The following is a 12,997-nucleotide window of genomic DNA, read 5'->3' as shown; positions in this document are numbered from 1 at the left end:
CCCACGGGGGCTGAGCCCGGACATGAACAGTCCTGAGGACTGTTCATGCCTGGCGAAGGGGCGAGCCTCTGGCTCGCCGCGGTCTGCAAGACCGCGCAGCGGCCCGGCCAAGCCGGATCCGCGCACGCCACCAGGCTGAACACTGAATACTCGTCTCACTACCACGCACCCACACCATGGCTGACCTCACCGCCCTGCTCTCGGTCTCCGACAAGACCGGCATCGTCGACTTCGCCCGCGCGCTGCACGCGCAAGGCATCAAGCTGCTGTCGACCGGCGGCACCGCCAAGCTGCTGGCCGACAGCGGGCTGCCGGTGACCGAGGTCTCCGAGATCACCGGTTTTCCAGAGATGCTCGATGGCCGGGTGAAGACCTTGCACCCGCGAGTGCACGGTGGCCTGCTGGCCCGCCGCGATGTGCCAGCCCACATGGCCGCGCTGAAAGAGCATGGCATCGGCACCATCGATCTGCTCATCATCAACCTCTATCCCTTCGCGCAGGCCACGGCCAAGGCAGACTGCACGCTCGAAGACGCGATCGAGAACATCGACATCGGCGGCCCGGCGATGCTGCGCGCCGCTGCCAAGAACTGGCAGGACGTGGGCGTCGTGATCGACCCCACCGACTACCCGCAGGTGCTGTCCGAGCTGCAAGCAGGCGGCCTGAAGCGCGCGACCAAGTTCATGCTCGCCAAGAAGGTGTTTGCCCACACGGCCGCCTACGACGGCATGATCACCAACTACCTCACAGCGCTGGAAGCTGGCGCGGAAGACAAGACCGCTGATGTGCCGGCCAAGGCCGAGTACCCGCAGGTCTTCAACCTGCAGTTGCACAAGGTGCAGGGCATGCGCTACGGCGAGAACCCGCACCAGTCGGCCGCCTTCTACCGAGAGGCCAAGCCCGCTGCCGGCACCCTGGCCCAGTGGACGCAGATCCAAGGCAAGGAACTCAGCTTCAACAACATCGCCGATGCCGATGCCGCCTGGGAGTGCGTCAAGGCCTTCGAACAACCGGCCTGCGTGATCGTCAAACACGCCAACCCCTGCGGCGTGGCCGTGGGAGCGACCTTGCTCGAAGCCTATGAGAAGGCCTTCAAGACCGATCCCACTTCGGCCTTTGGCGGCATCATCGCCTTCAACCGCCCGCTCGATGCTGACGTGGTCGAGGCGATCAACGCCCGCAAGCACTTCGTGGAAGTGGCCATCGCACCGGCCATCACCCCGGCCGCGCGCACGGCCTATGCCAGCAAGACCAACGTGCGCCTGCTGGAGGTGCCCATCAGCCAGCTGTCGAACCCGCTCGATTTCAAGCGCGTGGGCGGCGGCATGCTGCTGCAATCGGCCGACAACATCGACATCGTCGGCGAGTTGAAGGTGGTCACCAAGAAGCAGCCCACGCCGCAACAGCTGGCCGACCTGCGCTTTGCCTGGACAGTGGCCCGCTTCGTCAAGAGCAATGCCATCGTCTTCTGCAAGGACGGGATGACGATGGGCGTCGGCGCCGGCCAGATGAGCCGCCTCGATTCCGCCCGCATCGCCAGCATCAAGGCCGGCCATGCCGGGCTCACGCTGCAAGACACGGCCGTGGCCAGCGACGCCTTCTTCCCGTTCCGTGACGGGCTCGACGTGGTCGTCGACGCCGGCGCAAGCTGCGTGATCCACCCGGGCGGCTCGATGCGCGACGACGAGGTGATCGCCGCGGCCGACGAGCGCGGCATCGCGATGGTGCTCACCGGCACCCGGCACTTCAGGCACTGATTCAGGCACTGACGTAGGCCCCACCAGCCCCCTCCCAGGGGGCTGGTGGGGCCGGCTGGCAAAGCCGGACCGCGCACGCCACCCGGAGGGAACGGCGCTGCGCGCGCTCCGTGGGGCCTTTCCCTCCGCTCGGGTACTGTTTTTATGTACAGTATTCGAATGGAGCTGCTGGACAAACTCGCGGTACTGGCCGATGCGGCCAAATACGACGCCTCTTGCGCATCGAGTGGCAGCGTCAAGCGCGACTCGCGCGATGGCCAAGGCCTGGGCTCGACCGACGGCATGGGCATCTGCCACAGCTACACCCCCGATGGCCGCTGTGTCTCGCTGCTCAAGCTGCTGCTGACCAACCATTGCCAGTACGACTGCCTCTACTGCGTCAACCGTGTCAGCAGCAACGTGCCCCGGGCGCGCTTTCGCCCCGATGAGGTGGTGCAGCTCACGCTCGATTTCTACCGCCGCAACCTCATCGAGGGCCTGTTCCTGTCCAGCGGCATCATCCGCAGCCCCGACTACACGATGGAGCAGTTGGTCGAGGTGGCCCGGTCGCTGCGGGAAGACCATCACTTTCGCGGCTACATCCACCTCAAGACCATTCCCGATGCGGCGCCCGAGTTGCTCGCACGCGCTGGCCGCCATGCCGACCGCCTAAGCATCAACCTCGAACTGCCCACGCCCGCGGGCCTGCAGGCCCTGGCGCCGGAGAAAGACGCCACCGGCATTCGGCGCTCGATGGGCCGCATGCGACTGCTGATCGACGATGCGAAACAGGCCGGGGCCCCCACCGCACCACGGGCGGGCCGCGCGCTTCGGCCCACGCGCGCCACGCCACCGCGCTTCGCGCCGGCCGGCCAGAGCACCCAGATGATCGTGGGCGCCGACGGGGCCGACGACCGAACCATCCTGGCGACCAGCCACACCATGTACGCGAGCTATGGCCTCAAGCGCGTGTACTACTCGGCCTTCAGCCCCATCCCTGATGCATCGAGCCGCCTGCCGCTGCAAGCGCCCCCACTGGTGCGGGAACACCGGCTCTACCAGGCCGATTGGTTGATGCGCTTCTACGGCTTCGATGCCAGCGAGATCGTGCCCGCCACCAGCGGCCTGCTGGCACTGGAGATCGATCCCAAGCTGGCCTGGGCATTGGCGCACCGCGAGCGTTTTCCGGTGGACATCAACCGCGCTCCGCGCGAGCTGATGCTGCGCGTGCCGGGCCTCGGCGTTCGGACCGTGGACCAGTTGCTGCAGGTGCGCCGGCTTCGGCGCCTGCGCTGCGACGATCTGAAAAAGCTGCGTGTGTCGATGAAGAAGGTGCTGCCCTTCGTCGTGACGGCCGACTACACGCCTCGCCGCCAGCTCGATGACCCCGGCCTGGCCCAGCGGCTGGCCCCGACGCCGGTGCAGGCCTCGCTGTTCGACACGCCGGCGTGAGGGCCACAGCCCACTTGCTCTGACCGACGGCTTGCCGCATGCGAACCATCGAACTGCTCAGCGAGGTCGACGTCGCCGGTTGGCGCCGCCACGCCCGCGCACTGTGGCAGGCCGGCGTCTCACCCGATCAGGTGCAATGGCGCATGGCCCCGGCGCCGAGTGAACTGCCGCTCGCCATGGAGGCTCACGGCCCCGATGGCTACCTCATCGCCAGCGACCACGCTGCGCCCTACGCCGCCGCCGAGTCTGCGCCGCTTCATGGCACCAGCCCATGGCAGGCGCTCAGCCTGTTCGACGCGCTCGACAGCCCGGCGCCGACAGAGCCACCCGCGCCACCCACCGTGAGCGAAACCCCCGAGGTGCGCCGTGCGGCGACGCTGCCGCGGGTGCCCGCCGCCTTCGTGGCGCTGGCCGAGGCCGCGCTGCTGCACAGCGATCCGCAGCGCTTCAGCTTGCTCTACCGCTTGCTGTGGCGGCTGCAGCACGAGCCCTTGCTGCGCGGTGACACCCTCGACAGCGATTGGGTCGCTGCCAGCCGCATGGCGCGGGCCGTGCACCACTGCCAGCACAAGATGCGCGCGTTCGTACGCTTTCATGAGCGGCGTACACCGGAGGGCCCGCAGTTCGTTGCGTGGTTCGAGCCGCAGCACCACACGCTCGAATCGCAGGCCAGTTTTTTTCAACGCCGCTTCGCGAGCATGCGCTGGGCCATCTTCACGCCTCGCGTCAGCATCGCCTGGGATGGGGCACGCCTTCACCAGGGTGGCCCGGCTCGGCGCGACGACATCCCGCTGGATGACGACAAGCAAGCCTTGTGGCTCACCTACTACGCCAGCATCTTCAACCCCGCAAGGCTCAAGCTGGGCACCATGACCAACGAGATGCCGCGCCGGTATTGGCACAACCTGCCCGAAGCGCGCCTCATCGCCCCACTGGCAGCCCGCGCCGCTCAACGTGCCGAGGCCATGGTGGCGCAGCCCGCCACGGTGGCGCGACGGCGCCCGCGACCCGCACCCGAAGTGGCGATCTCCGGCCCGACCGAGCCGGCCCACGACATCAGCCAGATTCGCGCCGCGGCCTCCGCCTGCCAGGCCTGCCCCCTGGGCGCTCGTGCCACCCAGATGGTGTGGGGCGAAGGCCCGGCGCAGGCCCGCGTGATGCTGGTGGGCGAACAGCCGGGCGATCGCGAAGATCTGCAAGGCCAGCCCTTCGTGGGCCCAGCGGGCGAGCTGCTGGACCGGGCGTTGAAGGAAGCCGGCCTCGACCGTGGCGCGCTCTACCTCACCAACGCGGTCAAGCACTTCGGCTTCGATCTGCGGGGCCAGCGCCGGCTGCACAAAACGCCCGGGCAGTTGGAGATCCTCGCCTGCCGCGGCTGGCTGGAAGACGAGATCGCCGCGGTACAGCCCCAGCACATCGTGGCCCTGGGCGTCACGGCCGCGCAAGCGCTGCTGGGCGCGCGGGTGCGCATCGAAGCCTCGCGCGGCCAGTGGCAGCCTCGCCCCGATGGCCGCACGGTGCTCGTCACCTGGCACCCCGCTGCCCTGCTGCGCATGCCCGCCGAACAGCGCGAAGCCACCTGGCCGCGCTGGGTGGAAGACTTGGCCCGGGCGGCCTGCGCCAGTGGGCCTGTAACGCCTGAATCGTCAGCAGCTACCGACGCGATTCGGCACGCACTACGGCGTTGCACTAGTTGAATCGAGGCTCGCCCCACATCGCTATGTAGAGCTTCTTCAGGTGGGCGGGCATCCGTGCCCACGCCCAGCGCTGCCGATCGATCTTCAACCCTGACAACAGGGGCTCCACGTAAGCCACGTCAATGGCCGATCGAACAGATTCGCCGCCTCGGGCCCACTGTTGCGACATGAAGCCAAGGTGTGCATCGACCGTCTGCTCGTCCAGCGCGGAGATGGCCTTCGTCGTCGTCCGCCCGAACTCTTCAAGCCAGATGATGTGCGCGCTCTCGTCGAAACCGCATGACGCCAGCCGCTCGGTCGCCACCGAGGACTCCGTCGGAAATCTGCGCTCGATCGAGGCCCTTAACGTCCCCAAGGCCCCCAACTCCCCCCAAGCCGCCAAAGCATCCTCACTCATGACCCTGTGCCCTTCCAAGCGCGCAGTCTAGGGCGTGTTCACACGACGCAGCCCTGTGCGAACGGGTTGTCCAGGGATGCAGGGCAAGGCGCCCGACGCCGCCCAGGCTGGTGCCTGGGCAAGGTGGGCAACGCCGCCATGCGCCCTGGACGGCCCGTTCCCGAAGGGTTGCCACCAGAACCAGCCGCCCGCAGTGTTGCAAAGCCTCGCCGGGGCCGCACGCCGGCTTCGTTTTGCTCCTTGCGCTCGACCGGTTCTGGTGGCAACGCATCGGGGCTCCGTCGTGTGAACACGCCCTAGCCTCCCCCCGCCTCGTCGCACGCAGAATCACAGCCCATGAAGACGCCCGACGCATCCACGGCAGCAGCAGCCACCTTCTACCTGCACCTGCGGCCAGAAGCGCCGCCGCCCGTGCTGCACGTGCCGCGTCCCTTCAGATGTGTGCTGGTGCTGGAGACCAACGTCGGCGCGTTCTGGCAAGCCGCGGTCAGCGATTGGCTGGTCGCCTCAGGCTGCCTCTATGCGCTGGCTGTTGGCCCCGCCTGCAGCAGCTGGGACGATGCCATCGACATGGCCGTACTTGAACGATTCGATTTCGGCGACATCCCCGAAGAGAGCCTGGTCATGACGACCTGGCACGAGCACGACACCTTGGGTGAGGTGTTCGAGTTCGCCAAACTCTGGGCCCACCACAGCACCGAGCCCCTGGTCGCCACCCTGCTGCTTCACATCGCAGCCGACCCTCGCGAAGCCCAGATGCTCGAAGCCTTTGCAGCGGCCTGAGCCGTCGACCGCCGCACGGGCCCATGGGTGGCCGGCGCCGGCCGGTGCAGCTCGCTAACGAGCCTGCATCCATGCGTCTGGCAAGCGGGCCTGCCCCAGCGCATTCAGCCACTGCGACTGCAGCGCGTCCAGCGCGGCCTCGTCCGTGTCGCGCAGTGTCAGCTCGGCGCGCCACGGCATCCCCGATGCCCCCCAGGGCAGGCGGCGGATGGCGCGAAGCTCTCGGCAGGCCTGCACAGGCGCAGCGCCGCTGGCCCGTGCGTCTTGGCGCGAGCGACGAACCAGCAAGACCCCCGGCTGACCAGCCACGGTGGTGCGGCGCAGATCCACACCCAGCAGGGGGCCGTTGCCGCACCGGTCGCCGTCGTATACCTGCTCCAACAACCAGTTGTCGTCTTCCTGCACAGCGAGCGAGGCCATCGCGGGCGGCTGCGGGCCTGCGGGCGGCAGGTTGAACTCGGTGCTCATGCTCCACAAGCGACGGCGTTCGCGGGTGCTCTGCTCCAGACTCTGCCGCCAGGTCACCTGGTGCTCGCTGCCATCCAGCACCCATCGGTAGCCCGGCAGGCACAGCGCGTTCTCGGATGCCGCATCTGTCGGCGCCGCCCCGCCGGTCAACGGCACCAGCTTGGCCAGGCGCTGCTCGACCCACGCCCGCAGTCCCGCCGGCACGTCTTCTCTCAGCATGCGGTTCAGCACATGCTCACGGCCCTGCAGCCACCACGCCAGCGTGACGCGCGCATCGTCGATCTCGAGCAGCGCCGGAACCGGGCCACTGGGCGACTCCACGCTCAGCTCGAACACCCCCAGTTGCGGCAGCAAGCGCTGGCGGCTTTGCAGCATCGCCCGCACGCCCGCCGCAGCGTCGCGGCCCGCCGGGGGAGGGCGACGCGGGTTCTGCCCCGCCGCCTTCTCCTGCGCCTTCAGCGTGCGCTCCAGCTCCTGAATGTGGCGCTGCACACTTTGGCGCACATCGGTGGCCCGCCGCTGCATGGCGGCCTTTTCCTCGGCGCGCCGCGCGTCGTCGGCACCCTCGCTGGAGGCGATGGACAAATCCCAGCGGTACAGATCGGTGCTCACGCTCAACTCCACGCGCTCAGACGCGCCAGCGCCCACCACCGAGGAGGGCGCCAGTGGAACGCGCATCGGGCCTTCGCAGGCCCAGCTGGCCGATGGCGTCAGTTCAATGGGCGGTGCGGCCTCCACGGCGGCCTGGCGCGCCCGAAGCGCCGCCGGCAGGCCATCACGCAGCCAAGCCTGCAACCAGCTCGGCGGCCGGCCCAACCGCACCGGCTCGGCCGGCATCGCCACGTGTGGCTGCACGCCGTGCCCATGCACCGGCAAGCCGCCACCCGCGTGGATGACACCCACCGGCACTTCAAACCGCGCGCCCTCGAAGGCATCGAACGCCTGCCGCACCTGCGCGACCGCCGAACTCGGCTGGCCCACCAGCACGGCACCCACCTGCTGGCGCCAGGTCTCGGCCAGCCATTCGCTGCCACTGCCGGTGTCCTTGTCCACCAACACCACCAAGGGCAGATCAGCCAGGCGCTGCTGCGCCCGCTCTAGCGAAGAACGCGTGGCGTCGCCCAGGCGCCAATGGCCAGCGCCGTCTGGCACGGTGGCACCCACCGGACGCGCCCCCACGGTGTAGAGCGCCGGTGACGCACCGGGCGCCAACAACTGCGCCAGGTTCACGATCCACTGGGCGGTGCCACCGGTGTTGCCGCGCAAATCCACCACCAGCGCACCGCGCAGCGTGCCCGCCTGTTCGGCTTGTGCCAGCAACTCACTGGCGCGCTGCACCAGTTGATCGGTGTACGAATCCACCCGCAGGTAAAAGGCCCCTTCGAGGGGCACCGCATACACCGGCCCGCGCGCGCTCAACTGCCGCGTGACACTGACCTCGCGCGGCGCACCCTGCGCAGGCGCCACGCCCAATCGCACCGACGTATCCGGCTGCCCGCGCAGTTGGCCCACCAAGGCGTCCAGCGTCTGGCCCGCCACGCTGCGGCCATCGATCGCGGTGATGAGGTCACCCGGCTGAAGGCCCGCGCGCTCGCCCGGCGCACCGGGCACCACGTCCGTCAAGGCGAGGCGCCCCTCGTCCAACTTGACCACGATGCCCACCCCTGCGGGCCGCTGATCCCGCGGAAAGACACTTTCGCGGCGAAACACCGCGCCGTCTCCGTAGACCTTCACCGCGGCTTGCAGGCATCGGTCGACATTCGCATCCGTCAACCCCTCGTCTGGCAACACGGCCTGCCAGCAGCGGTCTTCCGCAGACGGCTCTTGCGGCGCCGGCACCATGCCCATGCCGCCGAAGTAACGCAAGTGGTGCAGCCCGTTGCTCACCGGCGCATGCTGCTCGAAGGTCTCGCGGTCCACCGCGGCGGCAATAGCCGCGACCGAGACGCCGGCTACCAGGCCAGCCAGAACCCGCGGCAAGACTGGCGCACGCAAGGTGTTTGTTCTCATGGCCTGACGCCCTCGTACTCCATCCGTGTTCTCGTGCATTGTGGTTCAGCGATGCTCGATGGCGACGGTTTGGTCAGCGGCTTGCCCGCCATCGGTACGGCCCAGCACCGCCGCGCTGAGGTGAGGGGCCGCCGCTGATGCACGGCGCCAACTTCGAAGCCGCCGAAGACGTATTTCAGACCACCTCGACGACATGGGTGCTTAGGGGTGCGCGCGCGCCTTCGAAGTCAATAGCATTTGTCCACTTCAATTCATCGTTATGTAACGCCTTTCGTGCGGTACCCGAAGGGTCGAAGCATCCCCCGTCCATCCAGCAAGAAGCCACCCATGCTCTATCTCGAACCCGACGACTTCTCCGACATCCCCGCCTTCCCGGAAAAGCATCTCGATTTCGTCCACGCGGCCGCTGAGACAGTCGATCTCCACGGCGACTGGACGGTGCCTGCGAAGGCCATCACGACGATGCGCATCAAGACCGGTCACTACACCCTCAATGTATCGATCAACACGATCCACCGGGCCGACAAACTGGTCACCACCTTGCACGGTGCCCGCGGCATCACGAAGGACGCGATCAACTTCACCCGGCCGATGCTGGTGCGTCGAAACTGGGAGGCGCTGTTTGAGTCCCCCATCCTCGCGATCTCCGACCCCCAGACCGAATCCGATTGGAACGTGAACGTGCCCCGTTGCGCGTTCTACATGGGCACAGTCGAGAACGACCTGGTGCCCGAAATCAATGCGCTGATCGACGTGTTCTGCGCCAAGCTGGGCATCCCGGTCGACAACGTTCTGATGTACGGCTCGTCTGCGGGGGGCACCTCGGCCATCCTGGTGGGCAGCCGCCGTACCACCAAGACGGGCATCGTCGCGGTCTGCCCCTTCTTGCGCACCGACCGCTACCACGACGGCGTGGTGGCCACCGCCGTGCGCTCCAGCGGCGCGACGATGGCGCAGTTCGAGCAGATGCAGCAGCACGCACCGTGGCGCTTCGACGCGCTGGTGGCGCTGAAGGAGGCCCATCGGCAAGGCCACGACATCCGCCTCTTCGTGGGCCAGAACGTGAAAGACAAGTCGACCGTCACCCGCCACTTTCCGGCGGTCTGGCGACGCTGGAACATCGACCCGGAGGGCGGAGTCTCGCCGGGCGGCCGCGTGATGACGGCGATGTACGACTCAACCGAGGCCGGCCACGGCCACGAGCCGGCCGAATACTCCGGTCCGCTGTGGCAAGAAGCCCTGAAGTTCTTTGGCACCCCGCTGCGCACCAGCACGCGAGGTGGCGCGATGCCGGAAGCCGCTGCGGTTGAGGTGGGTCAGCTCTGCAGCGCCGCTTGACGCAGTTCCTCGCTATGACGACCACTGGGCGTGATGTGAAGACAATCCTGTCATTCCATCGCAAGGTTAAACACCATGAAGCAACTTCTTGCCTTCGCCCTCGCCGCCGCCTGCTTGAACGGCACGGCGGCCGAGGAAGGCGCCGTGTGGTCGACGGCGGTTGCCACACGTCCTTCAGACGGTCACCGCATCATCCATCGGTATCGCAGTGAATTCGGCCCATCGTTCACCCGCTCCTCGTATCCCGAGCGCATCGTCATCACATGGAACTATCAGTCGGTCGAAGGAATGCCGTCTAGAGCCGAGCGCGAGTCGATGGATCGAATGGAAGACCTTCTTGCTCCCTATGTGGAGCAAGCTTCGATCTCCGTGCTGGTGTGGGTCTCCACTGGCGAAGGAGTACGCGAATGGGTGTACTACGCAAAATCAAAAGACGAGTTCATGAACAAGGTCGATGAGGCCCTCCGGGGCCACCATCGATTCCCGGTCCAGTTCAAGCTTTGGAAAGACCCGCAATGGACGCGATATGACGAATCCAAAGGCCAAGTTCGGAATTGAGGCAGCGCCTCGGTCAGACAGAGCGGCCTTCGGCAGCTCCCCTACGTCGAGACGTTAGGCCGCCCATGAAGATTCGCTCCTACACCGCTGGCGATTGGGATCGCGTCTGCCAGATCCATGACGCCGCGCGGCGTGACGAACTGGCCGCGTCGGGCCTGGACGCGGCGTACCTGAACCTGGAGCAAACCGCTGAGAACGAAGGCTTCCTTGAATACGCGATCCGCGTCGCGGAGGTGGCCGGAAGGGTCGTGGGCTTTGTGGCGTTCACGGACGATGAACTGGCTTGGCTCTACGTCGACCCTGCCGCCTACGGCCAGGGGATCGGAACGTCACTGATTCAGGCAGCGCTGTTGGAGGTAAAGGCGCCGATGACCGCCGAGGTATTGGATGGAAACCATGCCGCGATTGCCGTCTATCGGAAGGCTGGATTCGAGATCGTCGGCCACGAACGGGGCGTCATGCCCGGCAACGAGGGCTTTCGAGTGTCAGTCACCGTGCTGCGGCATCCGGGCGCGGGCTGATCCGTGGTTCAAGGCGACCCGTCAAAGCAGGCAGCGCCTGACCACGGTCACCTCCACCGAATAGCTCGCGGCCCGCCTCCCTCACCGACTGTGCGACGTCAGTTTAGAAAGCGGTGACGACGGTCCAGGGCCCGTGGCAGGCCGGTTGGCGGCGGCCTTGTCGGCCTCGGATGAAGCGGCGTCTGCATCACCGCCTCCGCTGTCGACCACGCCTTCGCCGTTGGACGTGGACAGCAGCTTGTCTTCGTCGAGCACCTGGCGGCGCATGGCCACGCCGACGGCGAGGATGTCGATCACCAGCAGGTGCAGGATGCGCGTGACCATCGGCAGGTGGGTGGTCACGTCTTCGGGGTAGTCGATGATCAGCGCCACGTCGGCGCGGCGCGCCAAGGGCGATTGGCTGGCGGTGATGGCGATCACCGAAGCACCGCGCGACTTGGCTTTGTCCACGGCGTCGAGCAGCTCGGGCAGGCGGCCGCTGGCGCTGATGACGATCACCACGTCATGGGGCCGCAGCACCGCGGCAGCCAGCGTCTGCAGGCGCGCGTCGGTGTAGGCCATGCTGGGCAGGCCGAAGCGCAAGAACTTGAACTGCGCGTCTTGTGCCACCACGCCGTAGTGGCCGAGGGCATAGAAATCCACCCGCTGCGCATCGAGCAGGATCTCGATGGCCCGGTTGATCATCTCGCGGTTGAGCTGGCTGCGTACCTGCAGAATGGCCGACGCGGTGTTGCCGAGCACCTTGCTGCCCAGCTCGAGCATCGAGTCGTCGGTGGTCACCTGGGTGTGGGTGATCGGCACCGTGCCGGTGAGGCTGGAAGCCAGCCGCAGCTTGAAATCGGACAGCCCCTCGCAGCCCAACGATCGGCAGAAGCGGATGACGGTGGGCTGGCTCACCTGCGCCGCCTTGGCGATTTCGGCAATGGGGTCGTTCAGCACCGAGCGAGGATGGGCCAGCACGTGGTCGGCCACGCGCAGCTCGGCGGGCGTGAGCTCGCCCCGGGCGCGGCGGATCTGCGTGAGCACCGCCGAAGCGGGCGCGTTGCTGATGGTGCGCAGCTGCGCTTCGAGGATGGCCGAGGCACCGAAAAAGGTGGCTTGCTCGGCGGTGATGACGAAGGTGGGGATCTCGGAGAGGTAGCGGCTGAAGCGCCCCTTGTCTTCAAACCGCGCGCGGAACGGCGAGCGCTCGAAGTACGCACCCAGCCGCGGCACGATGGCGCCACCAATGTAGATGCCGCCGAGCGCCCCGAGCGTGACGGCCAGATTGGCCGCGGCGGTGCCCAGCAGCGCGCAGAACACGTCGAGCGTGTCGGCGCACAGGCGGTCGGCCCCGTCGAGGGCGCCCTGGGTGATGTCGGGCGCGCTCAAATTCTCGGGTTTCGCGCCGGCGTGTTCGGCCAGGGCGCGGTACATCAGCTCGATGCCGGGACCCGAGAGCAAGCGCTCGAACGAGACATGGTCGTACTGCTTCCAGGCATGGCGCAGGATGGCGATCTCGCGCTCGTCGCGCGGCGAGAAGCTGGTGTGCCCGCCTTCCGAGCCGAGCGAGATCCAGCCGTCGCCGGCCGGGATCAGGCCCGACACGCCCAGGCCGCTGCCCGAGCCCAGCAGGCCGATCACGTTTTGCTTGCGGGCGTTGCCACCACCCACTTGGTGCAGGTCTTTCGGGCCCAGCCGCGGCAGGGCCATGGCCAGGGCGGTGAAATCATTGAGCACCACCAGGGTCTCGAGGCCCAGTCGCTGGCGCGTCTGTTCGATCGAGAACTGCCAGTGGTAGTTGGTCATCCGCACCTGGTCGCCCTCGACCGGGTTGGCGATCGCCACGGCGGCGTGCTGGATGCGGGTGCCAGGCGGCAGCGAGTCCATGTAGGCCCGCACGGTGGCCTGGAAGTCGGGGTGATCGGCGCAGCGCAGTGACGCGATCTGGGTGAATTCGCCCGACGCCACCTCGAGCGCGAAACGGGCGTAGGTGCCGCCGATGTCGGCGATCAGCCGGGGGCTGTCAAACGAAGCCATGGGGGTCGATTTGCGCGG

General features: G+C 67.5%; 10 protein-coding genes. 7 read left to right on the top strand and 3 right to left on the bottom strand.

The window, feature by feature from the left end:
- The first annotated feature begins 176 nt into the window (after positions 1-176).
- The 3 genes from purH (at position 177) to AACH06_RS12310 (ending at position 4,885) form a co-directional block, all read left to right on the top strand.
- On the top strand, positions 177-1,757 hold the full coding sequence (gene purH / locus AACH06_RS12320) for a bifunctional phosphoribosylaminoimidazolecarboxamide formyltransferase/IMP cyclohydrolase (RefSeq protein WP_341425993.1): 1,581 nt from the start codon (positions 177-179) through the stop codon (positions 1,755-1,757).
- Between the two features lie 159 nt (positions 1,758-1,916).
- A complete protein-coding gene (locus tag AACH06_RS12315) occupies positions 1,917-3,188 on the top strand; it encodes a putative DNA modification/repair radical SAM protein (RefSeq protein WP_341426196.1) in 1,272 nt (423 codons plus the stop codon).
- Positions 3,189-3,226: 38 nt separating this feature from the next.
- On the top strand, positions 3,227-4,885 hold the full coding sequence (locus AACH06_RS12310; protein ID WP_341425992.1) for a UdgX family uracil-DNA binding protein: 1,659 nt from the start codon (positions 3,227-3,229) through the stop codon (positions 4,883-4,885).
- Here AACH06_RS12310 and AACH06_RS12305 read toward each other — a convergent pair.
- On the bottom strand, positions 4,878-5,282 hold the full coding sequence (locus tag AACH06_RS12305) for a DUF7674 family protein (RefSeq protein WP_423222019.1): 405 nt from the start codon (positions 5,280-5,282) through the stop codon (positions 4,878-4,880). The genes AACH06_RS12310 and AACH06_RS12305 overlap by 8 nt on opposite strands.
- Positions 5,283-5,618: 336 nt before the next feature.
- Between AACH06_RS12305 and AACH06_RS12300 the strand changes: the two genes are divergently transcribed.
- On the top strand, positions 5,619-6,065 hold the full coding sequence (locus AACH06_RS12300; RefSeq protein WP_341425990.1) for a DUF7684 family protein: 447 nt from the start codon (positions 5,619-5,621) through the stop codon (positions 6,063-6,065).
- Positions 6,066-6,119: 54 nt separating this feature from the next.
- On the opposite strand, the gene AACH06_RS12295 is transcribed toward AACH06_RS12300, so the two are convergent.
- Positions 6,120-8,543: a S41 family peptidase gene (locus tag AACH06_RS12295; protein WP_341425989.1), complete on the bottom strand. Its 2,424-nt coding sequence runs from the start codon at positions 8,541-8,543 to the stop codon at positions 6,120-6,122.
- Between the two features lie 327 nt (positions 8,544-8,870).
- Between AACH06_RS12295 and AACH06_RS12290 the strand changes: the two genes are divergently transcribed.
- The 3 genes from AACH06_RS12290 (at position 8,871) to AACH06_RS12280 (ending at position 10,960) form a co-directional block, all read left to right on the top strand.
- A complete protein-coding gene (locus AACH06_RS12290; RefSeq protein WP_341425988.1) occupies positions 8,871-9,881 on the top strand; it encodes a hypothetical protein in 1,011 nt (336 codons plus the stop codon).
- 75 nt (positions 9,882-9,956) lie between these two features.
- Positions 9,957-10,439, top strand: a complete 483-nt coding sequence (locus AACH06_RS12285) for a DUF695 domain-containing protein (RefSeq protein ID WP_341425987.1) — start codon at positions 9,957-9,959, stop codon at positions 10,437-10,439.
- Between the two features lie 65 nt (positions 10,440-10,504).
- On the top strand, positions 10,505-10,960 hold the full coding sequence (locus AACH06_RS12280) for a GNAT family N-acetyltransferase (RefSeq protein WP_341425986.1): 456 nt from the start codon (positions 10,505-10,507) through the stop codon (positions 10,958-10,960).
- An 81-nt stretch (positions 10,961-11,041) separates the two neighbouring features.
- On the opposite strand, the gene AACH06_RS12275 is transcribed toward AACH06_RS12280, so the two are convergent.
- Positions 11,042-12,979, bottom strand: a complete 1,938-nt coding sequence (locus tag AACH06_RS12275) for a glucokinase (protein WP_341425985.1) — start codon at positions 12,977-12,979, stop codon at positions 11,042-11,044.
- Between the last annotated feature and the right edge of the window lie 18 nt (positions 12,980-12,997).

Source organism: Ideonella lacteola, from assembly GCF_038066555.1.
Classification (GTDB): domain Bacteria; phylum Pseudomonadota; class Gammaproteobacteria; order Burkholderiales; family Burkholderiaceae_C; genus Ideonella; species Ideonella lacteola.
The sequence above is the reverse complement of the archived record's forward strand: the minus strand, read 5'-3'. Positions and strand labels throughout refer to the sequence as shown.